Raw genomic sequence first — 24657 nt, 5'->3', positions numbered from 1 at the left:
CCAGCAGCGCTCCGCAGGAGGAAGTCCGATGGCCGGCAAGGATGTCCCCGTTTCCCCGCTCGCGCCAAAGCGCCAGCCCAAGGTTCCTCCGATCCCGGGCGTGCGCTTCGCCACCGCCGAGGCCGGCATCCGCTACAAGGGCCGCCAGGACGTCTGGTTCGCGCTGCTCGACGAAGGCACGCAGGTCGCCGGCGTCTTCACCCGCTCGAAATGCCCCTCTGCGCCGGTTGACTGGTGCCGCGAAAATCTGAAGCAGGGTTCGGCCCGCGCCGTCGTCGTCAATTCCGGCAACGCCAATGCCTTCACCGGCCTGAAGGGCCGTGACGCGGTCAAGCTCACTGCCCAGATTGCCGCCAAGGCCGCCGGCTGCGAGCCGCAAGAGGTTTTCATCGCCTCGACCGGCGTGATCGGCGAGCCGCTCGACGCCACCAAGTTCAAGGGCGTGCTCGACGAATGCGCCAAGCGCGCTGCCGACGGTCCCTGGATCGACGCCGCCCGCGCGATCATGACCACCGACACCTTCCCGAAGGCCCTGACCCGCAAGGCCAAGATCGACGGCCAGGAGGTCGTCATCGCCGGCATCGCCAAGGGCGCCGGCATGATCGCGCCGGACATGGCGACGATGCTCTCCTTCGTCTTCACCGACGCGCCGATCGCCGCTCCCGTGCTGCAGGTCCTGCTCTCCAAGGGCGTGAAAGGCTCGTTCAACGCGGTCACTGTCGATAGCGACAGCTCGACCTCGGACACGCTGATGCTCTTCGCGACGGGCAAAGCCGCGGCGCGCGGCGTCCCCGCCATCACCGAGATCAACGACAACAGACTCTCCGGCTTCAAGCGCGCGCTGAACTCGATCCTGCTGGAGCTCTCCCATCTCGTCTGCAAGGACGGCGAAGGCGCCCGCAAGTTCGTCGAGGTCCGTGTCACCGGCGCGGCTTCCGCCCGCTCGGCCAAGCGCGTTGCGCTCTCCATCGCCAATTCTCCGCTGGTCAAGACCGCGATCGCCGGCGAGGACGCCAATTGGGGCCGCGTCGTCATGGCTGTCGGCAAGGCCGGCGAACCGGCCGACCGCGACAGGCTCGATATCGGCTTCGGCGATATCGTCGTGGCGAAGCAGGGCGCGCGCGCCCCGTCCTATGACGAGGTCGCGGTCTCCGACTACATGAAGGGCGACAATATCGTCATCACCGCCGATCTCGGGTTGGGACGCGGCAAGGCCACGGTCTGGACCTGCGACCTGACCAAGGCCTATGTCGAGATCAATGGCGACTACCGCTCCTGAGGCTCAGGCCTCGCTGGAGCCGAGCCGCGGCTTCATCGTCGTCCATCTGCTCGTCACCTCGGTTTTCTGGGGGTCGAGCTTCCTGTTCATCAAACTGATGAGCGGACAGGTCTCGCCCTTCGCCATCGCGGCGGGGCGCGGCCTGCTCGGCGCGGTCTCGCTCGCGCTCTGGCTGCGCTGGCTCGGCCAGAGCCCGCTGCCGCGGCGCCACGAGATTTGTCACTGGCTGGTCCTCGGCGCCACCAATGGCTGGATTCCGAATATCCTGACGGCCTACGCCCTGATCCAGCTCGCCAGTGGCCCGGCAGCGATGATCCAGGCGGCCGGCCCGCTGGTCACCGCCATCGTCGCCCACCTGATCTTCGCGGAGGAGCGCCTGAGCGGGCGGCGCCTCGGCGGTATCCTGATCGGGCTTGCCGGCGTCGCCCTGCTGATCGGACCGCGCCTCTTCGAAGGCGGAGCCACGAGCCTCAGCGTCCTGGCGATGGTCGCGAGCATGCTGAGCTACGCGGCGGGCAACATCTATGTCCGGGCGGTGCCGGCTCCGGCCGGCGATCCAATGCGTCTCGCGCTCGGCCAGCAGGTCGTCTCCGGCCTCAGCGCCTCGCTTCTGGCGCTGCTCTTCGCGGGGCCGGCTGCCTTTCTCCCCCTCGGCAATCATTGGGCGGCCATGCTCGCGCTCGGGGTCGTCTGCACGGCCATCCCGATGACGGTGTTCATGCGCCTGATCCGCGCTGCCGGCCCGACGCGAGCGGCGATGACCGGCTATCTCGTGCCGACCGTCGCTGCGGTCATGGGCATGCTCGTCCTCGGCGAAACGCTGGAGTTGCGGCAAATCGCCGCCGGCTGCATCATCCTGACCGGCGTCTTCCTGGTGACGATGGCGCCGCGTCGGGCGGGGGCTGCATGAAGATCGGGATTGTCGCGGCGACGCTGCTGGCCGGCGTCATCATCACGGGCTGCGTCGACCGCAAGCCGGCGACCGTCGCCTTCTCCTCCGAGGAGGCCGCCTTCATCAAGAAGACCGGTACCGGAATCATCGTCGGCCATGCCTTCCGCACCAAGCCGAGCGGCGTCGTCGTGAACGCCGCCGGCCAGGTCGTGCGCCTCGTCCCCGCCACGGCCTTCGCCCGCGAGCGCTTCGCCAATTTCTACGGCAAGGCCAAATACGTGCCCCACAGCGCCTATCCGCGCGAGGACGAGGTCGACCCCGCCTATGCCGAATACATCCGCACGACCAAGGCCGAGGCCAATGGCCGCTTCGCCTTCGACAAGGTGGCACCGGGCAGCTATTTTCTGACCACGCAGGTGATCTGGGGCGAAGAGACGGCCTTCACCCGCGAGGGCGGCTCGGTCTATGACAGCGTCACGCTGACGGGCAAGGAAACCGAGCCCGTCCAGGTCATCCTCTCCGGCAACTGAGTTCCCCTGTGAAGCTGCTCCTCGTCGTCGCCTGCGCCCTGATCGATGCCGACAACCGCGTCCTCGTCACGCAGCGTCCGGAAGGCAAGGCGCTTGCGGGGTTGTGGGAATTCCCCGGCGGCAAGCTTGAAGCCGGCGAGCGGCCGGAACCCGCTCTGATCCGCGAGCTTTCCGAGGAACTCGGCATCGGGGTGAAGGAGAATTGCCTCGCGCCGCTGACCTTCGCGAGCTACGCCTATCCCGAATTTCACCTGCTGATGCCGCTCTATATCTGCCGACGCTGGGAAGGCACCGCCATGTCCCGCGAAGGTCAGGCGCTGAAATGGGTCCGCCCCGGCAAACTGCGCGATCTCGCCATGCCGCCGGCCGACGAGCCGCTCATTCCGCCGCTGATCGACCTTCTGGGAGCGTGATCGGCTGCTGCGGGGCGAACGCCGCGGCCTGTCCCTCTTCGAGCGCGAGCTGGAAACGCTCGAAGCGCTGCAATTCCTCCTCGATCGCCACCTTCAGCGAGGGCTCTTCGCAGCCATCGAGCCAGGTCCATTGCTGCATCAGGAGTTTTCCGGCGGCCCGGTCGGTCTTCAGGTCGAGCACGGCAACGACGCGCTCGCCCGCCAGCACCGGCAGGCCGAAATAACCGTAGACCCGCTTCTCCTTCGGCAGATAGGCCTCGAAGACATGGGTATAGTCGAGGAGGAGCTTCGCCCGCTTGCGCTGGATCATCAGCGGATCAAAGGGCGAGAGGACATGGATCAGCGTCTCGTCCGGCGCGGGGAGCGACTCCAGCGCAGCCGGGTCGGCCCAGTGTTGCGTCTTGCCGGCGCCCTCCACCGCGACGGGAACAAGCTCCCGACGCCTGACGCGGGCCGCGATCAGTTCGGCAACCGCCTTCTTGGAAGGCGCGTCGAGATGGCAGATCGAATCGAGGCTGACCAGCCCCTGCGCCCTTAGCGCCCGGTCGAGGAGGTAAGCGGTGATCTGTCGTTCGCTCGCCGGCGTCGGCTTCTTCGCCCACTGGAAATGCCGATCGAACAATTCGTAGGTCTTGACCATGCCGGCCCGCGCCGAAATCGCCAGCTCGCCATCGTAGAAGGCGCGCTCCAGCAGCCCCTTGGAGGGCTTCTTGCTGGCCCAGAGATGCGCCTTTTCGATCAGCTCCTCCTCGATATCGCGGATCGACAGCGCCCCGTCCTTGCGGATGCGGCGCAGGAGCTTGCGCGTCTCCTCGCGGGCACCGACCGCCGACCAGCGTTTCGGCTCCTCGCGATGTGCCTTCATCGCCGGCAGGAAATAACGGATGTCACGGGTCGGCACGTAGGCCAGCGCATGCGTCCAGTACTCGAAAACGCTCTTCCCGACCGATTGCAGATACGCGAGATCGGCCCGGCGATAGGCCGGAATCCGGGCATAGAGGATGTGGTGATGACAGCGCTCGATCACGTTGATCGTGTCGATCTGGACATAACCGAGATGCTCGATCGCGGCGCGCGCCGCGTCCGGACCAGCCCCGAACGGGTCACGCTGGTCGAGACGCTGGGCATGGAGCCAGAGGCGGCGGGCCTGTTCGACAGGGAGGGAGATCGGCTTCCGGGATCGCGCGGGCATGCGGGCAAGCTAGCCGGGCTCGCGGCATCCCGTAAGGGGCCGCGGGCCTTGTACCTGACAGCGATTGGCGGGAGTGCTGCACGTGATGCGCGGGTCGGACGCTCCCGCGACCAACCGGGGCCCGCTCACGCCCGACCCGGCGCCACAGAAGCAGCCAACAGCTACGGGGCGACGATCAGGGCCCAGTAAACCTGATATTTCGAACCGGGCGCATAGGCCGTGGCGATGCCCATCCGCTTGGCCTTCGCATCCTTCATGACACGATCGTGCTGCGGCGAGTCCCGCCAGCCAGAGAAGGCTTCGGCAAGGCGGCGATACCCGGCAGAGAGATTGGCTTCTGCCCCCGGCTGGCCATCACGCGCGAGGCGCGCCTTGACCGCGTCGGCCTGTGCCGGCTTGTCCGAGCCGGCCATGGCCGCAGCTTCGCGCCGGGCCGCCTCGACCAGCGCGGGATCGAGCACGAGAGCGCCAAGCCCCGCATTGAGCCGGTAAGCCGAGATCATCGCCCGGGCCTGCTCCGTATCGACCTGCGCCGAAGCCGAGCCGAGATCGCGATAGAAGGCGGGCTGGCCCTGGCGCTGCGGCTCGGCACAACCGGCGATACCCAGCAGAGCGAGCGCGCCGGCAAGCGCGGCCGGACAGGTCATCGTGCGCGAGGCCGCGCCGCGGCGGAAAAGGCTGGGCATCCGATCATTCCTTGCTGTCATCCTTGGCCGGCTCGGGCGCCGGGGCGGGAGCGGGCTTGTTCGTTTCCGCTTCCCCCTCTTCCGGCTCCTCCGCCGCGACCGTCTTGCGCGAATGGCGCTCCAGGGAGGCTGCCGCCGGCTTTGCCGGTTCGCGCTTCACGCGGCTGCGTGCACCCCCGCGCTCTCCAACCGCCACGGCGATACTGCCGAGTGAATGCTCGACACCTTCCAGCCCGCGCACCACCAACTGGGGCACGGCCGCGGCGGGCTCCATTTCGGCGAGGCGCTTGTGGATCGCAAAATTGAGGTCGCTGTTGACGCGTCCGGTGATCTCGACATCGCTGACGACGCAGACGAGCTCGAAATCCATCGTCGTGGTGCCGAGCTTCTTGAACATCACCGCCGGCGGCGGCTTCTGCATGACATCGCCATGGTTCGAGGCGACTTCGGACAGCATCGCCCGGACCTGGCCGGCATCGAGCGATCGCGGCACCGTGAGCGCGATCAGCACGCGCCCGGTCCGGTCGTTGCGGACACGGTTGCGCACCACGCCTGAGATCAGATTCGAATTCGGTACGATCACGGTCGCCCGGTCGAAGGTCGCTATCTCCGTCGAGCGGACATTGATGCGCTTGACGATGCCTTCGATGTCGCCGACCAGAACTTGATCGCCCACCCGGATCGGTCGCTCCCAGAGCAGGATCAGGCCCGAAACGAAGTTCGACACCACCGATTGCAGGCCGAAACCGATACCGACGGAAAGAGCCGAGGCGACGAGTGTCAGGCGCTCCAGGCTGAGGCCCACGGCCGTGACCGTGATCGCCGCCGCTGCGATATAGCCGACATAGCCGGCGGCGGTGGTGATCGAATTGCGCAGGCCAGGATCGAGCGTCGTTGTCGGCAGGAACTGGTTCTCGAGCCAGCGCTGCATCGCCCGCGTTGCGCCGATGCCCATCGCGAAGACGATCGCGCCGACGACGATGGTCGAGAGCGAGACGGTAACCCCGCCGACCTGGAAGCCGAAGAAGGCGGCCCTGAGCGAAACGAGGAAATCGCTCGATTCCAGCCCCCAGGGCGCGAGGACGAGCAGGACCGTCACCGCGATCAACAGGAGCTTCAGCACGCCGACACCGATGACCGAGATCTTGTCGAGCGTGGCGGCGCGCAATCCCATGCCCGCCTTCAGCGTGAGCGCGAAGCGGCCCTTGCCGCCGAAGAGGCGGGGAATACCGAGATCGATGAACTGGAAGGCCAGCAGGAAAAGGCAGGCGACGATCCCGATCCAGAGCGTCTGCTCGGCCAGGAATGCGGCAAAGATGACATAGCCGCTCAGAGCCGCTGCGATGATGCCGAAACCGACGACCCAGCCGAAGATGCGCACCGGTCCAAGGCTGGCGCCGTCGACCGGGACATAGGGGCCGAGGCACGCCTCCTGCTCGACCTCCTCGTCGTCGCGGATCTGGTAAAGCCCGGCGATCAGCGCAAGCGCGAACAGGATGGCGAAGAACGCCTTGACGATGATCGAGATCGCGAGGCCTGCGGCGATCGCCTGCAGCCAGGCTTCGAAGACCTTGCCGATCGACATGACCGCGGCGAGCGAACTCGCGATCCAGACGACGCTGCGGGCCGTCGGGTCCATCACCTTGACCAGGCGCCGCTGCGGGCTCGACGGCGCGAACAGCGCATCGGCAAGAGCCTGCACGAAGGCGAAGAAGGCGAGGCCGGCTACGATCGCCCAGATCACCGGCTGGATGCGCGGCGGCAGGAGCCCGGTCGTGTTCAGGGCCTTGTAAATCAGCCAGCTTGCGAGCACCGGGGGCGCGGCGCCGGCGACGATATGGGCGAGCGCAATATAGAGGCAGTGCAGGTTGCCGGTATCCTGCGTGTTGCTGAAGCGCGCCTTGAAGCGCGGCAGATAGCGCGCTCGCGCCAGATAGAGCAGGAGTGCACCCATCAGGGCGAGCGCGACCACCGTGCCGCGCGTGCCGGAAAAGGCCTCGCTCACGCCTTCGAGCCAGCCGCCGAAGATGTAACCGGACGCGCGCAGGTCTTCCGGCGCTGTCGCGATCGCATTGCTCCAGACCTCCGGATTCGCCACGGACGGGCCGGCCGCGAACAGCTCCTTGGCGAAGATCTCCCGGCGCTTGTCGCCGATGCTGCTCTGCAATTGCTCGGCCTGGAGCAGCGAGGCCTTGGCGAGCTTCAGCGTCTCGTCGGCCTCCGCAAATGACTTGGCGCGCGCCTCGCGGTCGCGGACGATCTCGGCGCTCTCCGCCGGCGCGCCGGCCTCCGGCTTGGCGCCGAGCTGGTCGAGCCGGAGCTTGGCCTGTTCGACCTTCGGCGCCTGCTCGTCGATGATCAGACGCAACTGGTCGAGCGAGGGCTGCAGGCGCAGACGCTGCCGTTGCAATTCGGCATCGCTGGGATTGGGCGAGGCCATCGTCGTCTCGATCTGTGCGAGATCGGCGCGGACGCTGTCCAACCTTGCGCGGAGGCTGCCTGGCTCCGCTGCCGCCTGGGCCTGGGCCGATCCCGCCACCGCGAAGGCCATGGCGACGAGTATCAGGCCGATCGTCAGGACGCCCAGCAGGCTCGAAAACGACGCTCGCGTCCTGCGCGCTGCCATGGCGATCCGGCCCTGCCCGTTGTGATGATTCGGCTCCGGCTCGACCCTCCGCACAGCGATGCGCACAAGGCAAGATGAAGAGCGGAATTCGACCGGCACGAAGGGCTCCCGGATTCTTGGGTCGGAACGGGGCGGGGAGGCAGGCCCCGTCGCCTCATCCCCGCAAAACACGACCTGAAGATGGCGGATGCGCCGTTTTCGACCATATGCAGTTCAATCGCGCCCCTTGCTCTTCGCCCTGGCACGGTTGTGATAGCTCGCATTGCCGAGGCCGGTGCCGATCGTCAGCACCGCCCAGTTCTCGACATCCTGCATCGCCGGCATCTCGCTGAGCCCCTGGATCACGGCATCGTTGTGCATCACGACCTCGGTCTCGTGCTCGCCGATCTCCGGCACGAGCGCACGGATGCTGTTGACGAGGTTGAAGCGGCTGCTTTCCCAGTTGCCGGGCAGGTTCTGCGCGCCACGATCGATGGTGCCGTCGGGTTCGATCAACCCCGGACAGCCGACACCGATAAAGGGGGCGACACGCAAGCCGGCCTTCCCGGCGTCCCCGATCTGCTCGCGCAGCATCTTGCCCAGCCGCTTGATCGCCTCGTCGCGGCTCGGCTCCTCATCGGCATGGCGCCAGAGTTCGGATTTCCAGACCCGTGCCTTGCTGAGGTCGGGCGCCTTCTTCTGCCGAAGCTCGACGATGCCGGCACGGATGTTCGAACCGCCGATATCGACGGCGACGAGGCTGTCATAAGCCTCGAAGATCCATTTTGGCGCGAGATGAGCGCTGCCGACCAACCCGGCCTCGTCCGGATGATGGCTCACCGGGACAAGATCGAGATCGCGCCCGTCGGCCCGTAGAATGATCGCGGCACGCGCGATCGCGAGTTCGCCGACGCGGCTCTCGCGAAAGCCGCCACCGACCACGATGCGCTCGATCTCGGCCCAGCTCTTCAGCCTTGTGAAGCGACGGATGACGAAGGCGAGAGATTGTGCGAAGCCCTCGATGGCGCTGAGCACGAGCACGGCCTCCCGAGCATCGCCGTCCTGCAGCAGCGCGTCGAGTTCCTTCTTACCGATTTCAGCCGTCTTGCCCTTCAGGGGATCGTTGCCGTTGCGCTTCAGATGGCCGCGCAGCGCATCGAGATGCTCGATGAAGGCGCCCCGGCTCGCCTTGTCGCCGACGAAACCATCTTCGTCGCGAACTTCCAGATTGTAGCTGGTCACCACGACGGAGGGCAGCTCGGCGGCGCCATGCGGCCCTGTCGCAGCCTTGACCGCGCTGCGTGACGTCTCGGCGGTTGCCGTGGCCATGGTATTCCCCCTGTTCGACATGGATCAGCGGAGCCAACCCCCCGGAACCGGCCGCGGTTCCCCCGCGGGTCGATGCGCCTCATGCAGCCCGCCCGCGCGTAACCGGATCATTGCGGCGGGTTGACCATCGTCGCGAACGCCGCTCCAACAGGGGCGAACCGCATCGATGCAGCCGGGAGATGGAACGTGGCGGATCTGATCTTGCGGATGATCGTCATCGGCGTCGGAGCGACCGCGCTCACTGATATCTGGGCTCAGTTCCTGCGCCTCTTCGGATTCCCCAAGCCGAACTGGGCAATGCCCGGCCGCTGGTTCGCCCATCTGCCGCGCGGGCGCGTCTGGCATGACGATATCGCGAAGTCAGAACCTGTCGCCGGCGAGCTCGCGATCGGCTGGATCTGCCATTATCTCGTCGGCATCGCCTTCGCCGGAATCGTGCTGGCGATCGCCGACGCCGGCTGGGTCCGCAATCCGACCTTCCTGCCGGCGCTCATCGTCGGCTGGGCGACGATCGGTTGCGGCTGGTTCATCCTGCAGCCGGGCATGGGCATGGGCGTCGCCGCCTCGAAGAAACCGAACGCAAACCAGATTCGGCTGCTCAATTTCGTCAGCCACACGCTCTTCGCCATCGGCCTTTACGGCACCGCGCTGCTGACGCAGTAACCGACCCTCGTCATGCCCGGGCTTGACCCGGGCATCTCGTGACACGGAGGCTCCAGCACCTCCTCCGGCCTGAGATTCTCGGGTCAAGCCCGAGAATGACGCCCTAATCCAGGATGCGCGTCTCGTATTGATAGAGCTCGCGGAAGCCGAGGCTGCCATAGAGGTTGATCGCCACCGCATTGCTCTGCTCGACCTGCAGATAGGCGCTCTGGCAATCCATCGCCGCAGCCCAGCCCATCAGCCCTCTTACGATCTTCCGGCCGTAGCCATGGCCGCGATGTCCGGGATGGACGCAGATCAGGCCGATCTCGGCCATGCCGCGCTCGGCCACACTCATGCCGAAGGCGACCGCCTCGCCCTCGACCAGCCAACTCGCGAAGGCCGCCGGCAGCCGGACCTTCTCGATGATCGCCCCGAGATTGCCGGCATGGGTCTTGTTGCCGCTCTGGAGAGCGGCGACACCGGCCGTCCATTCCTGGCTCGGCCGCGCCTCGATCTGCAGTTCCGGCTCCTCGGAAGGCGGCAGGCCGGCAAGCGGCGCGATCTGGCCGAAAGACCTGTCCTTGACCCGGTAACCCCGCTCCAGAACCGCCGCGCGCGCCGCGTCGGCCACCAGCGGCGTCAGGCGGATCGCGGGAGTGAGCCCGTCGGCGCGGTAGAGCTCCTCGATCAGGTCGAGCATCCTGGCGTCGAGCTCCGCGCCATAGCTGAGTGGCGTCGCCGAATTGCCCCGCCCCGAATAGCCGTTGGCGAAGCGCAGCACCCAGTCGCCGACGATCAGCGTCGACAGCGCCGGCCAGGCATTGATGATGCGCCGCTCGCAGCCGAGCACGAGTTCGCTATCTTCCGTTTTCGTCGGCATCCTATCCCCCGGATGGCTTGCGCGGTGTCGGTCGCCAGCCCGGCGGCGCCATCTCGAAACCTTTGAATTCGAAACCCGGCGCGACCGTGCAGCCGACCAGCGTCCAGGCGCCGAGCGAGGTCGCGCTCTGCCACCAGCCGGCCGGCACCACGAATTGCGGCCGCTGCCCGGCGGCGAGCTCGGTGCCGAGATGATGGGCGGAGGCGTCGTGCCCGTTGGGCGAGACGGTGATGACCAGCGGCGCGCCAGCATAATGGTGCCAGATCTCGGCGGCGTCGACGCGATGCCACTCCGAAGTCTCGCCGGCGTCGAGCAGATAATAGATCGCGGTCGAGAAGCCCCGCCCCTCGGGCCCGGCCGGATCGCGAAAGGTCTCCCGATAATGGCCGCCTTCGGGATGGGGCTTGAGGTCGAGCAGGCGGATGACCTCCGCCGCGGTCAGCCCGTCCAGCCGCATCGCCATGGTCAGAACCGGTTCTTGGCTTCGCGTAGAGCCGCGAAGACCTCGCCCGGTGCGGCACCGGCAAGCCCCACCGCCTTCGCCAGCGCCGGCTCGGCCGCGCGGAAGAACGGATTGGACGCTTGCTCCTCGGCCACGGTGGTCAGCGCCCAGAAACGGCCCTCGGCCTTGGCCTTCTCGGCCTCGGCGAAGCGCGCCTTGAGCGCCTCGTTCGCGGAATCGACCGAGCGGGCGAAGCGAGCGTTGGACAAGGTGTAGTCATGGCCGCCAAGGAGACGCGTGTCGCCGGGTAGCGCCATCAGGCGCGAGAGCGAGGCCCACATCCTGTCCATCTGGCCGGGTTGGACGCGCCCGCAGCCCATCACGAAGACGACATCGCCCACCAGTGCGAGCTTGGCGCCACGCCCGACGAAGCTGAGATGCCCGTCGGAATGGCCGGGCGTATGCCATGTCTCGAAGCTCTCGCCGCCGAAGCTGATGGTGTCGCCTTCACCCACAACCCGGTCGAGCGGCGCGCTCGTCCGCGCGTCGGCCGGGCCGATGACATGGGCGCCCGTCGCCTGCTTCACCTCGGCGACGCCCTGGGTATGATCGTGATGGGCATGGGTGATGAAGATGTCGCTGATCGTCCAGCCCCTGGCCCTGGCGGCGGCGAGCATCTCCCCGGCATCGGGCACGTCGATCGCCGCGCAGGCCCCGCTGGCGGGGTCGTGGAGCAGCGCGCCCGCATTGTCGTTGAGCGTGCGGAAGACGTGAAGGTCGAGCGGCATGGCTTCCTCCGGCAGGGTCGGCCCACCGGAACGGCGAGCGGTCATACGCCCTGCATGAGCCATGCCCGGCCATCGATCAACCCGGCATCGCCAAAGGGCGGCCCTTGCGCTCGGGCGCCGCGCGTTCCATGTCAGGCGCCATGCCTCTGGACGTCGTCGATCTGCGTGCCTTCTATGCGAGCCCGCTCGGCCATGTGGCCCGGCGCTTCATCGGCCGGACTATGCTGCGTTTCTGGCCTGATTGCGCGCGCCAGCGCCTGCTGGGCCTGGGCTATGCGACGCCTTACCTCTCCGTGCTCGGCATGCAGGCCGAGCGGACCATCGCCTTCATGCCGGCGGCGCAGGGCGTGGTGAACTGGCCTTCGCCCGGCCTCTCCGCCTCCGCCCTGGTCGAGCCGACGCTCCTGCCCTTGCCGACCGCCTCGATCGACCGGGTCGTGCTCGTCCACGCGCTGGAGGAGACCGAAAGCCCGGACGACCTCTTGGAAGAGGTTTCGCGCGTGCTCAATCCCGGAGGGCGGATGATCCTCGTCGTGCCGAACCGGCGCGGACTCTGGGCCCGGATGGACGGCACGCCCTTTGGCCAGGGCCGCCCCTTCAGCCGTCGCCAGCTCTCGGCGCTGATGCGCGGCGCCGAATTCTCGCCCGAGCACTGGACCGAGGCGCTCTACGTCCCGCCCTTGCAAAGGCGATTGCTGATGCGCTCGGCCCTCGCCTGGGAGCAGATCGGCGCGGGCCTGTCACTGCCCTTCGCCGGCGTCCATATCATCGACGCGACCAAGCAGTTCTACCGGCGCGCGCCCTTGCGCGCGACACGACGCAGCTTCGCGCTGAGACCCGTCCTGCTGCCGCAACCGACGCCGACACCGCGTGCGGCAAACCCGACTGCGAAGCCACGGACGGGTTGACAATTTCACCGGGGCGCGGACAAGGTCCGGCGCTTTTCAAGCCCGGTTTCGCTGTAAACCGCCGCTCCGCCCGCTCCTGGCGCGGAATTTGAACTGGATCACGATGCGTAGCTATCTGGATTTCGAGAAACCGGTCGCCGAGCTGGAGGCGAAGGCGGACGAGTTGCGGGCCCTCGAGGCGCGCGGCGACGGCATCTCCCTGTCCGAGGAGATCGGCAAGCTCGACGCCCGCGCCAGCCAGGCGCTGAAAGAGCTCTATGCGGCGCTGACGCCCTGGCAGAAGACGCTGGTGGCCCGCCATCCGCAGCGCCCGCATTTCAAGGATTACTGCGCCGGGCTGATCACCGAGTTCACCCCGCTCGCCGGCGACCGCGCCTTCGGCGAGGACGAGGCCATCGTCGGCGGCTTCGGCCGCTTCCGCGGCGAACCCGTCTGCGTCATCGGCCAGGAAAAGGGCGACTCGACCGAGACCAGAATCCGGCACAATTTCGGCATGCCCAAGCCCGAAGGCTACCGCAAGGCCGTACGTCTGACCGAACTCGCCGACCGTTTCGGCCTGCCGGTACTGAGCTTCGTCGACACCGCCGGCGCCTATCCGGGAATCGAGGCGGAGGAACGCGGTCAGGCCGAGGCCATCGCCCGCTCGACCGAAGCCTGGCTCGGCCTGCGCAGCCCCAGCGTCGCACTCGTCATCGGCGAGGGCGGCTCGGGTGGCGCGATCGCGATCGCCGCCGCCAGCCGCGTGCTGATGATGGAGCATGCGATCTATTCGGTGATCTCGCCGGAAGGCGCGGCCTCGATCCTCTGGCGCGACACCGCGCGTGCCCAGGACGCCGCGACCGGCATGAAGATCACGGCGCAGGACCTGCTGAAATTCGGCATCATCGACCGGATCGTGCAGGAGCCGACCGGCGGCGCCCATCGCGACGGCCAGGCTTCGATCAACCGCGCCGGCGACGCCATCTCCGCCGCGCTGGGCGATCTCGCCGGTCTAAGCGCCGAAGACATCGTCAACAAGCGCTCCGACAAATTCCTCGCGATCGGCCGCAATCTCTGAGCAATGCGGGAGCGGGATATCTCGCATACGCGAAGGCAAGGTTCCTTTACCTTGCGTTGACCATGTGGCCAGACGCGTGAAGCCTATGGTAAGGAACCCTCAAGGCTAACGCATCTAAAACGAGTCGACGGGCACAATTTGGCCGTCTTGCGAAGTCACAGGTCGCGCCCCGGCCTGCCGTTCGATGGGATTGACGACGTGGCAATCAAGCAACTCGCGCTCGTGGCTTTTGTTGCATTGACGCTGGCTGCCTGCGAGGAGGACCGTTATCGCGGCTCCGCCCGGCACAACATCCCGATTCCGGGCGCGACCTATGCGCTCATGTCCGAGAAGGGCATGAGCAAGGACCAGCCGATCATCATCCGCTCCTTCAAGAAGGAGTCGGAGCTCGAAGTCTGGAAGCGCAAGGCCGACGGGCAATACGCACTGCTGAAGACCTACCCGATGTGCCGCTGGTCCGGCCAGCTAGGCCCGAAGATCCGCGAGGGCGATCGCATGGCGCCGGAGGGCTTCTATGCCATCGCGCCGCAGCAGATGAACCCGAACTCGTCCTATTACGTCTCGTTCAACATGGGCTATCCCAACGCCTATGACCGCTCCTATGGCCGCACCGGCGCGCATCTGATGGTGCACGGCGCCTGCTCCTCGGCCGGCTGCTATTCGATGACGGACGACCAGATCGGCGAGATCTACGCCCTGGTGCGCGAGGCTCAGAACGCCGGCCAGCGCGCCGTACAGATGCAGGCCTACCCCTTCCGGATGACCGCGCAGAATCTGGCCAAGCACCGGCTCGACCCCAACATCGCCTTCTGGAAGAATCTGAAGGAAGGCTCGGACTATTTCGAGGTCACCAGGGACGAGCCGGCCGTGTCCGTCGCCGGGGGCCGCTATGTCTTCAACGGTGGCCAGGCTCCGGCCGCCGTCGCCGAGAAGCGCCGTGAGGACGAGGTCCAGGTTGCTGCGCTCGTCGCCAAGGGTACGCCGGCGATCAAGCTGATCTATGACGACGGCGACCAGCATGCCTCCTTCAAGCGGGCGCTCGCCTCCAACGGCGCCGATGCCCTGAACCGCTCGGCCTCCTGGGCGTCGCGGGATGTCGGCATCAGCCGCCAGGATGCGCTCGCCATCGGCCCGCGCGTCGTCGTTCTCGACAATACCGGCAAGGCCAAGGCGACCGTGCGCGCCGCCTCCGCCGACAACGACGCGGTTCTCGCCGCGGTCGCCGCGGCCCCCGTCGAGGAGCCCGTCGTCAAGCCCGCGGAAGCCAAACCCGCCGCGGCGCCACGCCCGGCGGCGCCTGCCGCCACGCAGCTCGCCAAGGTCGCTCCGGGCAATGCCCAGCAGGTCCCGGTGCTCGCGAGCGCCTCCTCCACCCCGGTCGTTCCCGCCGAGGAGAAGCCGTTTTTGCAGCGCGCGCTGAGCTTCATGCCGGTGTTCGGTGGCACGGCTGACCAGGGCATGACCACCGCCTCGGTCCCGGTCGTGTCGGCGGTTCCGGCGGCACCGACCGCGACCAGCGCCCCGCTTCCGCCTCGCCGTGCCAGCGGCCTCAGGACCTCCAGCCTCGACCAGTCGACTGCGGCCTATGCCAGTCAGCCGACGCAGCGCTGACCGGTAGCGGAGCATGCAGGTAGCGTGGCTTAATTGCCACGGGCCTGCAGATAAGAGCAACGATCTCTTCGCAGACGCGAAGCCCCGGAGGGCTGTTTCGTTTTGGCAGCACGCGATCGGCGGACGTCGTGCCAAGCCCTCCCGCGGCGGACAATCTCCGAATTCGGCTAGGCGCCCAGGCGCTGTCCGGGATGCCCGGCCATGGCGCCAGTTCGACGGTCGCCTCGACGCCGCTGCGACCAGTCTGTATCCGGGCTTCCAGGCCGCTTCGGATGCCGCCGACGTCAAGGAGAATCCCTGATGAGCGATAGTTTGCTTTACCTTTCGCGCGACGACGTCCGGGCGCTGGCGATCTCGCCCGGCGAAGCTCGCGAAGCCGTCCTGCAGAGCTTTCGCGATTACGCCGCAGGGCTGGACCGGAGCATCCCGAAGACGGCGTTGACGCTCGGACCGGGCCACGGATTCCAGGCGATGACGGCTGCCTCCTCCGCGCGTCAGATCGCCACGGTGAAATGGGTCGCGATGGCCCCGGTCGCCGCAGGCTCGACCCTGCCTGCCGTCAGCGCTCTGATCTGTATGAACGACTATGCGACAGGGATGCCGCGCGCGATCATCGACGGCGACGAGATCACCCTGATCCGTACCGCCGCGATCACCGCCGCCGCTGCATCCCGCCTTGCCCCGCCGCGGCCCCGCACGATCGGCTTCGTCGGCTGCGGCTTGCAGGCCCATGCCCATCTCGCCGCCTTCCGCGCGCTCTATCCGGGCCTCACGACGGCACTGACCATGAGCCGCAGCCGCGCCTCGGCCGAGCGCCTCGCGGAAGCCGCGCGCGCGACCGGCCTCGCGGCACAGGTGCTCGACGATGCCGATACACTGCTGGCGCAGAGCGATATCGTGATCTCGATGGTGCCGGGCGGCCCCGGCATGACGCCCTTCCTTGATGCTCGCCGCCTCAAGCCCGTCGCCTTCGCCGCGGCAGTCGACACCGGCCGGAGTTGGCTGCCGGAGGCGTTGCCGGCCTTCGACGTCCTCGCGACCGACAGCCTGGAACAATCACAGGCGCCTTACGACGCCGCTGGCAATCCGGTCACGACCGTCGTTTTCGGCCATGACCTCTCGGAGCTCGCCGCCGCCCCGCATCCGACCGCGCCGGCCGGCCGTTCCCTCTTCTGCTTTCGCGGCGTCGCGCTCGCCGATCTCGCGCTCGCCCATCTCGCCGTCGGGAAGGCCCGGGCGCGGGGGCTCGGCACCATCCTCCCGCGCTGATCTCGCCGTATCGGACTAAGCCATGACTCAGCGCCTTCGCGATTTCGGCCTCACCTGCGGCATCCTGCAGCCCGGCCCGCTCAATGCGATCACCGACGTGCCCGGCATCAAGCTCGGCCATTTCACCTTGAACGAAGGCGAACTGCGGACCGGCTTCACGGCGCTGCTGCCGCATGACGGCAATCTGTTTCGCCGGAAACTCCGCGCTGCCGTCGACGTCATCAACGGCTTCGGCAAGAGCGTTGGCCTGATGCAGCTCGCCGAGCTCGGCCAGATCGAGACTCCGCTCCTGCTCGGCAATACCCTGAGCGTCGGCACCGGATTCGACGCACTGGTGACGCGCGCGCTCGCCGCCAATCCCGACATCGGCCGGCAGACCGGCACGGTCAATCCTGTTGTGCTCGAATGCAATGACGGCTATCTCTCCGATATTCGCGCCCGCGCGCTGACGGAGGCTCATGCCTTCGCCGCGCTCGACGCCGCGGCCTCCGGCCCCGTCGCGGAAGGCGCGGTCGGCGCCGGCACCGGCATGAGCGCCTTCGGCTTCAAGGGCGGCATCGGCACGGCCTCGCGCCGCTTCGCGCTCGACGACGCCGGGCACATGCTCGGTGTTCTGGCGCTGGCCAATTTCGGCAATGCCGGCGATCTCGTGCTGCCCGATGGCCGCCGTCCGGTTCCGCCGGAAGCCAAGCCGCATGCCGAACGCGGCTCGGTCATTCTGGTTATAGCGACCGACGTGCCATTGGAATCACGGCAGCTTCACCGTGTCGCGCGGCGGGGCGGTGCCGGTCTAGCCCGGCTCGGCGCCTTCTGGGGCAATGGCAGCGGCGACATTGCGGTTGCCTTCACTACCGCCGATCCGATCGACCACGATCAGCCGGCCGACCTCGTGCCGCTGCGCGCACTCAACGAGAACCGCATCGACACGCTCTTCCGCGCCGCCGCCGAGGCGACGCAGGAAGCCGTGCTCAACGCGCTGGTCGCCGCCCCTGCCACGACCGGGCGTGATGGGCATCACCGCCCGTCGCTGGGCGATTGGCTCAGAGCCAACGCCGGCTGAAGCCGTGCGGGCCGCTCAGGCCCATTCGCCCTTGCGGAACACCGGCATGCGGCTGCCGTCCGCATGGAAGCCATCGATATCGACTTCGCCGGAGCCGATCATCCAGTCGATATGGATCAGGCTCTTGTTGCCGCCCTGCGCCGCGATCTGCTCCGGCGTCAGGTTCGCGCCGTCGACGAAGCATTTCGAATAGCATTGACCGAGCGCGATATGGCAGGACGCGTTCTCGTCGAAGAGCGTGTTGTAGAACAGGATGCCGCTCTTCGAGATCGGCGAGGAATTCGGCACCAGCGCGACCTCGCCAAGCCGGCGCGAGCCCTCGTCGGTATCGAGCACCTTGTTGAGCACCGCCTCACCGCGCGACGCCTTGGCCTCGACGATCCGCCCACCCTCGAAACGCACGCGGATCTCGTCGATCAGTGAGCCCTGATAGGAGAGCGGCTTGGTACTCGACACATGCCCCTCGACCCGGCGCGCATGCGGGGTCGTGAAAACCTCCTCGGTCGGGATGTTCGGATTACAGACGATACCGTTCTTGGCCGGCGAGGCACCGCCCTGCCAGTCATGGCCATCGGCCAGCCCGACGGTTAGATCGGTTCCCGGCCCGGTGAAATGCAGCGAGGCGAAGCGCTGGCCGTTCAGCCAGTCGCGCCGCGCCCGCAAGGCCGCGTTATGCGCTGCCCAGGCCGCGACCGGATCGGCCTGATCGATCCGGGAGGCCGAGAAGATTGCCTCCGCCAGTTTGCCGACGGCAACCTCCTCGGCATCGTCAGGAAACACTTGGCGAGCCCAGGCCGCGCTCGGATAGGCCAGGATGTTCCAGTTGATGTCGAAACCGGCGATCTTCTCCAGCGCCGGCTGATAAGCCAGCGAATTGGCCTTGCTGGCGCGCCCGACCTTGGCGGGATCCTCGTTCGCCAGCAGCATCGGATTGTCGCCGACGATGGCAAGCCGCGCGGTATTCGCGGAAAAGGCCTCGGCGACCCCCTTGTAGAGCCAGGCGGGGGCCTTGTCGAAGCTCGCATCCGGCGCGAAGCGATAGCGCGCCAGCGTCACCTCCTCGTCGGCCAGCATCGGCGTGACGATGCCTGCGCCCGCCTTGTAGGCGTGCGCGGCGATCAGCCGGACCAGCGGCAGCGCCGCGACCGGCGCCGTCAGGAACAGGTCCTGCCCCGGCTGGAGGTTCAGGCCGACGCGGATCGCGACCTCGGCCAGCTTGTCGAGCTGGGCGGGATCGATGGCTTGCGGAGGCTGATGGATAGTCATGGCACGCGACCTGTCGGATTCGGGATGGCAGCCATTGCTGGCCCAAATCGTCGCCGGGTCAACCGCCGTGACGGCAGGGCTGCCATCCGAGAGCAGCGATAGAGAAAGAGCGCCGTCATTCCAGGCTCATTGCTGCGCAATGCCCCGGAATGACGGCACAGGTCTCCACACGCCGCTGCCCTACTTCCCCTCCTCCAGCTTGCTCATTCGCCTGAGCTTGCTTGCGCGCAGCAGATGGCTGCGCATCAGCGCCGAGGCGACCTCGTTTTCGCCTGTCTCCAGATGATCGAGCATGGTCATATGCTCGGAGCAGTTCACGCGGACGCGCTCCATGCCCTGGTCCCAGTCATAGTTCGACAGGCGCCGGAGCTGATTTTGGCGCCGCATTGCCGAATGGAAGAAGCGGTTGCCCGTGGCCGCTGCCAGGCCCTCGTGGAAATCGGCATTCATCTCGTAGAAGGCGATGCTCGACGATTCCCGCCACGGCCGTGCCAGCGCCTCGACATGCCGCGCCCGCATCTCGGCGATCCAGCCGGGCTCCAGCTTGAAGCCGGGTTCGAGCATCGCCATCGGCTCGATCAGCAGGCGGAAACGGTAGCACTCGTCGCGCAGACGCTGATCCCGCGGCTCATGCAGGAAGCGCCAGCCATAACCCGGCTTGCGCTCGACCATGTCGAGATCGGCCAGCCGGGCGAGCAGCTTTTGCGCCTCCGGTCGGCCGAGATCGTAACGACGCATCACCTCCAGTTCGGAAAACTCGTCCGGGAGCAAACCGTTCTCGCGCTCGTGCGCAAGTCTGACCATCGCGAGATCGACCGTCTCCGGCGTCCGGGCGCTGTCGCTCGCCGCCGGCAGGCTGACGATCTCGATGCCCTTGTTGAGATGCCGGCGCACCACGCCCTGCTCGGCGAGATGATCCAGCGCTGCCCTGACCGGGGTGCGCGACACGCCGAGCCGGCGAGCAGTCGCGTTCTCGTTGAGCCAGGCTCCGGCCGCCAGCGCGTCATCGCGCACGAGCTGCAGGATGCGGTCGGCAATCTCCTGTTGCAGCCGGGTCGGCGCCGTCATCGGAAGGCCCTTGATTGTTTTAGTTGATGATGAAATACAATACAGCACGATCTCTCGTCAGCATACCGGAAAGATGTGCGCCATGGTCCAGCCCTGCCCCTTCGTCGATGTGTCGGGCACGCCTTATGAGCGGGGCCGCCAGCACGGCGCAGCCGTGCCGCAGCGGGTCAAGCGCTCGATCGAGCTCTATGGCGGCCAGCTTGGCGAGATCGGTTACGACGCCAAGGCGAAATCGGCGCTGATCGCCGAGTTCGCGCGGGAGATCGAGGCTTTCGGCGCGCATTACATCGAGGAGATGCGCGGCATCGCCGACGGCGCCGGTGTCACGCTCGAGGACATCGTCATGGTCAATGCCCGCACCGAGGTCATCGCCAAGGCCCGCCTCGTCAAGAATAAGCCGATCGAGGCCCAGGAGGAACTCGACGACGGCTGCACCGGCGCGATCATTCTGCCGGAGCGCAGCGCCTCGGGCGAGCTGATCCACGGCCAGAACTGGGATTGGAAGGCCGAGTGCGCGGAAACGGCGATCGTCCTGCGCGTGCGCCGTACCGACGGTCCCGACTTCCTGACCTTCGTCGAGGCCGGCGGCCTCGCCCGCTGCGGGATGAACGCGGCCGGCATCTCGATCACCGCCAATTATCTCGAATCCGAGCGTGACTTCACGCAGGCTGGCGTGCCGCTCGCCCTGATCCGGCGCAAAGTGCTGGAGCAGGAGCATCTCGCCTTCGCGATCAAGGCCGTGGCGACGACGCCCAAGGCCTGCTCGAACAACATGATGCTCTCGACCGTGAAGGGCTTCGGCATCGATTTCGAATGTGCCCCGGACGAGGCTTTCCCGCTCTATCCGCAGGACGGCATGATCGTGCACGCCAACCACTGGGTCGGGCAGATCGCGCTGACCAAGATCAGGGACACCGGCATCCCGCGCGTGCCGGAGAGCTTCTATCGCGACTGGCGCGTCCGCAAGCTGCTCGACGAAGCCGGCCGCAAGCTGACCGTCAATGACCTGAAGCAGGCCTTCTTCGACGACTTCCTCGCGCCTCACTCGGTCTGCCGCCCGGTCCGCCCGAACGAGGCCGGCAATCTCTCGGCCACCGTCGCCATGGTGATCATGCAGCCGGCGAAGGGGATCATGGAGGTCGCGCCGCTGCCGGCCCAGAACCGCGTCTTCACTCGCTACAGCCTGACCGAGGATCCCGTGCTGCTCGCCGAAGCGGCGGAATAGCCCGGTCAAACCGCGTCACAACCGAAAACAACAGGGGAACAGGATGCGCCAAACCACCACCACCGCCCTCGCTGCCGCACTGCTCTGCGGCGGCCTCGTGCAGGCTGCGGATGCGAGCACACTCAAGATCCAGTTGCGTGCCGACATCCGCTCGATCAATCCGGGCGTGAACCGCGACGCCAATACCGACGGTGTCGTCGTGCAGATGGTCGAGGGCCTTGTCGCCTATGGCGAGGACGCTCTGCCGAAGCCGCTGCTGGCCGAGAAGATCGATATCTCTCCGGACGGAAAGAGCTATCGATTTACGCTGCGTCAGGGCGTGAAGTTCCATAACGGCGCCCCGCTGACCTCGGCCGACGTGTTGTGGAGCTGGAACCGTTATATGGACCCGAAAACCGACTGGCGCTGCCTCTCGGAATTCGACGGCCGCGGCCAGGTCAAGGTCGAGAAAGTGTCGGCGCCCGACGACAGGACCGTCGTCTTCGATCTGGACAAGCCGAGCGCGCTTTTCCTTGCCGGGCTCGCCCGCACCGACTGCGCCATGACCGGCATCCTGCACAAGGATTCGATCAAGGCCGACGGGTCCTTCGACAAGCCCGTCGGCACCGGCCCGTTTAAGTTCGCGGAATGGAAGCGCGGCGAATACATCCGGCTCGAGCGCTTCGCCGACTACGCCTCGCTGCCCGGCAAGATCGACGGCCTGACCGGCGCCAAGAAGCCTTTGGTCGACGAGGTCCGCTTCCTCGTCATTCCCGACAATGCGACCGCCAAGGCCGCTCTCCTGAAGGGCGACATCGATATCGTTCCGGATATCGCCAACACCGATATCGCCGAGCTCAAGAAAAACGACAAGGTCAAGACCTCGGTCGTCTCCAGCATGGGTCTGGTCGGGCTGATCATCCAGACACGCGACCCGTTGCTGCAGAACGTCAAGCTGCGCCAGGCTATGGCCGCGGCGATCGACTCCAGGGAACTGGTCGGCGCCGTCACCGACGGCATCGGCTCGCCCAACAACTCGATCGTGCCGGCGCTCTCCGCCTATTACGGCCCGGTCCAGAAGCAGGGCTGGAAATACGATCCCGCCGCCGCCAAGAAGCTCCTGACAGATGCGGGCTACAAGGGCGAGAAGATCGTAATGCTCGCCAACAAGCGCTACCCGGAAAGCTTCGACGCCGCCGTGGTCGCCCAGCAGATGCTGAAGGCGGTCGGCTTCAATATCGAGATCGAGGTGCTGGAATGGGCGACGCAGCTCGACCGCTACAGCAAGGGCAACTACACGATGCAGGCCTTCCCCTATTCGGGCCGCATGGACCCCGCGCTGAGCTACGAGTCGATGACCGGCCCGAAGGACAAGCAACCGCGCAAGCTCTGGGACAACCCGGAGGTGCAGGCCCTGCTCGACAAGTCCATGGTCGTGAACGACAAGGCCGAGCGTCAGAAGATCTTCGACGAGTTACACAAGCGCTTCATCGCCGAAGTTCCAATGGTGATGCTCTATAACGGCATCGTCGGCGGCGCGATCAGCAGCAAGACCCAGGGCTATGTCTCGACGTTGAGCTCGCTGCCCCGCGCCTGGGAAGTCAGCGTCGGCCAATAACGACCTGTCACTTCGGCCTCATGGCGTCCGACAGGACGGCATGCCCCAACGGGCATGCCGAAACAGCAGGACGACGAGGGAACGGGAAAGGTCGGCGTTTCGGCCTCTGCCCTGGCACCCCTGCTCTTTGGCGGCAAGGCGCCGGCACGGACCGATCGACCTCGTCATCGCCACATGACGATGGTCGCTCAGCCTGGCTCGATCGGAGCCGGGCCGACCGGCGCCCCCTTGATGATATGGATCGCGATCAGGGCTGCCAGTCGCTCCGCATCGCGCGCTCTCAGGGCTGCGATCATCTCGAGATGCTCGCGATCGCTCTTCTGCAGCAGTTCATGCGAGCTCCACACCGTGATCTGCGAGCCGCGTCCGCGGTCGCGCAGGCCCCAGATCATCTCCTCCAGCACGGCATTGCCGCAGAAAGAATACATGAGTTGATGGAAGGCGCGGTTGATCTCGCTCTGTTCGGTCCGGCTGCCGGTCGTCACCGCGACGGAGAATTGCGCCGCGAGCGCGTCCAGCCGCGCTATGGCGGCGTCGTCGATGCGGGCGACGACGCCCTCTGCCGTCGCACCTTCCAGAATGATGCGCGTCGCCAGGATCTCTTCATAGGTCTTCATATCGACTTCGGCGACCCGATAGCCCCGGTTCGGGACATGCTCGATGGTCTTGCGCACGGCGAGCTCGTCGAGCGCGCTGCGCACATCGAACCGCGTCGCCTCGAAGCGCTCCTCCAGGTCGATCTGGCGCAGCCATTCGCCGGGCCTGAATGCGCGCAGGCGGATCGCCTGGGCGATCTCGTTGGCGAGCATGGCGCGCCGCGTGCTGGTGTTCTTGCGTTTCCGCTCGGTCATGACGGGCTCTCTAAAGCATTTTCGAGCGAAGTGGACACCGGTTTGCGTGAAGAAAATGCGCCGAAGCAATGCCCAAGCAGGATTCGCACGGCGCGGAAGAAGGTGGTTGCGAACCCAACCATACCATGCAACATAATTGGCGCCAATAATTTCGCCAGAGGAGAACGCCCGTGAATGCCGTGGCAGAACAGACCGCCAAGCCCGACTCCGAGGCGGCCGCACGCGCCAGGGCGCTCTACGAATACGGCCCGACCTCGATCTATGCCTCGAAGCACGACCCGCGCTTCCCCTATTGCCTCTATGTGCCGTCGACGCTGGGCCAGGGCGGCGAGAAGCCGGAATTGATCGTTGCGATGCACGGCACCGGCCGGGGCTTCACCGGCTATCGCGACGCCTTCTCGTCCTTCGCGCGCTGGAACAACTGCATCATCCTGGCGCCGCTCTTCCCGATCGGCGTACTGGGCGACGGCAATCGCGACGGCTTCAAGTACATGCGCGAAGGCAACCTCCGTTATGACCATGTGCTGCTCGCCATCGTCGCGGAGGTTTCCGAGCGTTATGGCATCGCCTTCGATCGCTTCGGCCTGTTCGGCTATTCCGGTGGCGGCCATTTCGCCCATCGGTTCCTGATGCTGCAGCCCGGGAAGCTCTGGGGCGTCTCGATCGGTGCGCCGGGTTCGGTCACCCTGCTCGACCCCAGCCGCGACTGGTGGGTCGGCACCCGTAACTTCGCCGAGCTCTTCGGGCAGCCGCTCGACATCCCCGCGATGAAGCAGGTCGCAGTGCAGATGGTGGTCGGTGCGGCAGATCTCGAGACCTGGGAGATCACCCACAAGCCGGGCGGCCGCAACTGGATGCCTGACGCCAACCATGCCGGCACCAACCGGCCGGAACGTCTCGCGAGCCTGCGCGACAACTTCGCCGCAAACGGCATCGAGGCCCGCTTCGACCTCGTGCCGAATACGCCGCATGACGGCGTCAAGGTCGTGCCCGTCGTGGAAGACTTCTTCGCCGGCGAGCTTCGCCGCATCCGTACCGGCCGAAAGGCCGGCTGAACAATCGCA

The 24657-nt window shown here is 66.8% G+C and carries 23 protein-coding genes; 13 read left to right on the top strand and 10 right to left on the bottom strand.

All coding sequences use genetic code 11. From position 1 onward, the window contains the following. Positions 1-28 precede the first annotated feature (28 nt). From argJ to mutT, 4 genes are read left to right on the top strand one after another with little or no spacing between them, the layout of a single operon-like run. On the top strand, positions 29-1279 hold the full coding sequence (gene argJ, locus J0I42_RS07275; protein WP_291654153.1) for a bifunctional glutamate N-acetyltransferase/amino-acid acetyltransferase ArgJ: 1251 nt from the start codon (positions 29-31) through the stop codon (positions 1277-1279). After that, positions 1260-2189 (top strand): DMT family transporter, encoded by a 930-nt coding sequence (locus tag J0I42_RS07270; RefSeq protein WP_291654152.1) that lies wholly within the window; start codon positions 1260-1262, stop codon positions 2187-2189. The genes argJ and J0I42_RS07270 overlap by 20 nt, the downstream gene beginning before the upstream one ends. Further along, on the top strand, positions 2186-2701 hold the full coding sequence (locus tag J0I42_RS07265) for a carboxypeptidase regulatory-like domain-containing protein (protein WP_291654151.1): 516 nt from the start codon (positions 2186-2188) through the stop codon (positions 2699-2701). The genes J0I42_RS07270 and J0I42_RS07265 overlap by 4 nt, the downstream gene beginning before the upstream one ends. Next, positions 2698-3114 (top strand): 8-oxo-dGTP diphosphatase MutT, encoded by a 417-nt coding sequence (gene mutT, locus J0I42_RS07260; protein ID WP_291654256.1) that lies wholly within the window; start codon positions 2698-2700, stop codon positions 3112-3114. The genes J0I42_RS07265 and mutT overlap by 4 nt, the downstream gene beginning before the upstream one ends. On the opposite strand, the gene J0I42_RS07255 is transcribed toward mutT, so the two are convergent. From J0I42_RS07255 to J0I42_RS07240, 4 genes are all read right to left on the bottom strand, one after another. Next, complete coding sequence (locus J0I42_RS07255) at positions 3080-4306, bottom strand: winged helix-turn-helix domain-containing protein (RefSeq protein WP_291654150.1); 1227 nt, start codon at positions 4304-4306, stop codon at positions 3080-3082. The genes mutT and J0I42_RS07255 overlap by 35 nt on opposite strands. A 161-nt stretch (positions 4307-4467) precedes the next feature. After that, the gene (locus tag J0I42_RS07250; RefSeq protein ID WP_291654149.1) at positions 4468-4992 is read right to left on the bottom strand and encodes a CAP domain-containing protein; all 525 of its coding nucleotides are present in this window, start codon (positions 4990-4992) and stop codon (positions 4468-4470) included. A 4-nt stretch (positions 4993-4996) separates the two neighbouring features. Further along, positions 4997-7618: a DUF3772 domain-containing protein gene (locus J0I42_RS07245; RefSeq protein WP_291654148.1), complete on the bottom strand. Its 2622-nt coding sequence runs from the start codon at positions 7616-7618 to the stop codon at positions 4997-4999. A gap of 213 nt (positions 7619-7831) precedes the next feature. Further along, positions 7832-8926: an ROK family protein gene (locus J0I42_RS07240; protein WP_291654147.1), complete on the bottom strand. Its 1095-nt coding sequence runs from the start codon at positions 8924-8926 to the stop codon at positions 7832-7834. Positions 8927-9133: 207 nt separating this feature from the next. On the opposite strand from J0I42_RS07240, the gene J0I42_RS07235 reads away from it, so the two are divergent. Then, a complete protein-coding gene (locus J0I42_RS07235) occupies positions 9134-9589 on the top strand; it encodes a DUF2938 domain-containing protein (RefSeq protein ID WP_465247657.1) in 456 nt (151 codons plus the stop codon). Between the two features lie 103 nt (positions 9590-9692). Here J0I42_RS07235 and J0I42_RS07230 read toward each other — a convergent pair whose 3' ends face one another. The 3 genes from J0I42_RS07230 to gloB are packed head-to-tail and all read right to left on the bottom strand — an operon-like array spanning position 9693 to position 11681. Further along, positions 9693-10451, bottom strand: coding sequence for a GNAT family N-acetyltransferase (locus J0I42_RS07230; protein WP_291654145.1), 759 nt, complete (start codon positions 10449-10451; stop codon positions 9693-9695). Position 10452: 1 nt separating this feature from the next. Next, a complete protein-coding gene (locus tag J0I42_RS07225; RefSeq protein ID WP_291654255.1) occupies positions 10453-10908 on the bottom strand; it encodes a cupin domain-containing protein in 456 nt (151 codons plus the stop codon). Between the two features lie 8 nt (positions 10909-10916). Continuing rightward, entirely contained in the window at positions 10917-11681 is a 765-nt protein-coding gene (gene gloB / locus J0I42_RS07220) for a hydroxyacylglutathione hydrolase (RefSeq protein WP_291654254.1), read from the bottom strand. 140 nt (positions 11682-11821) lie between these two features. On the opposite strand from gloB, the gene J0I42_RS07215 reads away from it, so the two are divergent. The 5 genes from J0I42_RS07215 to J0I42_RS07195 all read left to right on the top strand — a co-directional run bounded on the left by J0I42_RS07215 (position 11822) and on the right by J0I42_RS07195 (position 17586). Beyond that, the gene (locus J0I42_RS07215; RefSeq protein WP_291654144.1) at positions 11822-12589 is read left to right on the top strand and encodes a class I SAM-dependent methyltransferase; all 768 of its coding nucleotides are present in this window, start codon (positions 11822-11824) and stop codon (positions 12587-12589) included. Positions 12590-12692: 103 nt separating this feature from the next. Beyond that, a complete protein-coding gene (locus J0I42_RS07210) occupies positions 12693-13646 on the top strand; it encodes an acetyl-CoA carboxylase carboxyltransferase subunit alpha (RefSeq protein ID WP_291654143.1) in 954 nt (317 codons plus the stop codon). Between the two features lie 198 nt (positions 13647-13844). Next, complete coding sequence (locus tag J0I42_RS07205) at positions 13845-15257, top strand: L,D-transpeptidase family protein (protein ID WP_291654142.1); 1413 nt, start codon at positions 13845-13847, stop codon at positions 15255-15257. Between the two features lie 300 nt (positions 15258-15557). Then, on the top strand, positions 15558-16526 hold the full coding sequence (locus J0I42_RS07200) for an ornithine cyclodeaminase family protein (protein ID WP_291654141.1): 969 nt from the start codon (positions 15558-15560) through the stop codon (positions 16524-16526). Positions 16527-16548: 22 nt separating this feature from the next. Then, positions 16549-17586 (top strand): DmpA family aminopeptidase, encoded by a 1038-nt coding sequence (locus J0I42_RS07195; protein WP_291654140.1) that lies wholly within the window; start codon positions 16549-16551, stop codon positions 17584-17586. 15 nt (positions 17587-17601) lie between these two features. Here J0I42_RS07195 and J0I42_RS07190 read toward each other — a convergent pair whose 3' ends face one another. Both J0I42_RS07190 and J0I42_RS07185 read right to left on the bottom strand, forming a co-directional pair. Next, positions 17602-18852 (bottom strand): aminopeptidase, encoded by a 1251-nt coding sequence (locus J0I42_RS07190; RefSeq protein WP_291654139.1) that lies wholly within the window; start codon positions 18850-18852, stop codon positions 17602-17604. 180 nt (positions 18853-19032) lie between these two features. Then, positions 19033-19920 carry a GntR family transcriptional regulator gene (locus J0I42_RS07185; RefSeq protein WP_291654138.1) on the bottom strand — a complete coding sequence of 296 codons (888 nt, stop codon included), beginning with the start codon at positions 19918-19920 and terminating at the stop codon, positions 19033-19035. A gap of 82 nt (positions 19921-20002) precedes the next feature. Here J0I42_RS07185 and J0I42_RS07180 point away from each other — a divergent pair, with 82 nt between their 5' ends. Further along, complete coding sequence (locus tag J0I42_RS07180) at positions 20003-21145, top strand: C45 family autoproteolytic acyltransferase/hydolase (RefSeq protein WP_291654137.1); 1143 nt, start codon at positions 20003-20005, stop codon at positions 21143-21145. Between the two features lie 43 nt (positions 21146-21188). Then, entirely contained in the window at positions 21189-22742 is a 1554-nt protein-coding gene (locus tag J0I42_RS07175) for an ABC transporter substrate-binding protein (protein ID WP_291654136.1), read from the top strand. Between the two features lie 188 nt (positions 22743-22930). Here J0I42_RS07175 and J0I42_RS07170 read toward each other — a convergent pair whose 3' ends face one another. Further along, positions 22931-23593: a GntR family transcriptional regulator gene (locus J0I42_RS07170; protein WP_291654135.1), complete on the bottom strand. Its 663-nt coding sequence runs from the start codon at positions 23591-23593 to the stop codon at positions 22931-22933. A gap of 170 nt (positions 23594-23763) precedes the next feature. On the opposite strand from J0I42_RS07170, the gene J0I42_RS07165 reads away from it, so the two are divergent. Beyond that, positions 23764-24648 carry an alpha/beta hydrolase family protein gene (locus tag J0I42_RS07165; RefSeq protein WP_291654134.1) on the top strand — a complete coding sequence of 295 codons (885 nt, stop codon included), beginning with the start codon at positions 23764-23766 and terminating at the stop codon, positions 24646-24648. The last annotated feature ends 9 nt before the right edge of the window (positions 24649-24657 follow it).

The organism is Allobosea sp., from assembly GCF_017308015.1.
Taxonomy (GTDB): domain Bacteria; phylum Pseudomonadota; class Alphaproteobacteria; order Rhizobiales; family Beijerinckiaceae; genus Allobosea.
This window is presented reverse-complemented; position numbering and strand designations above follow the sequence as displayed.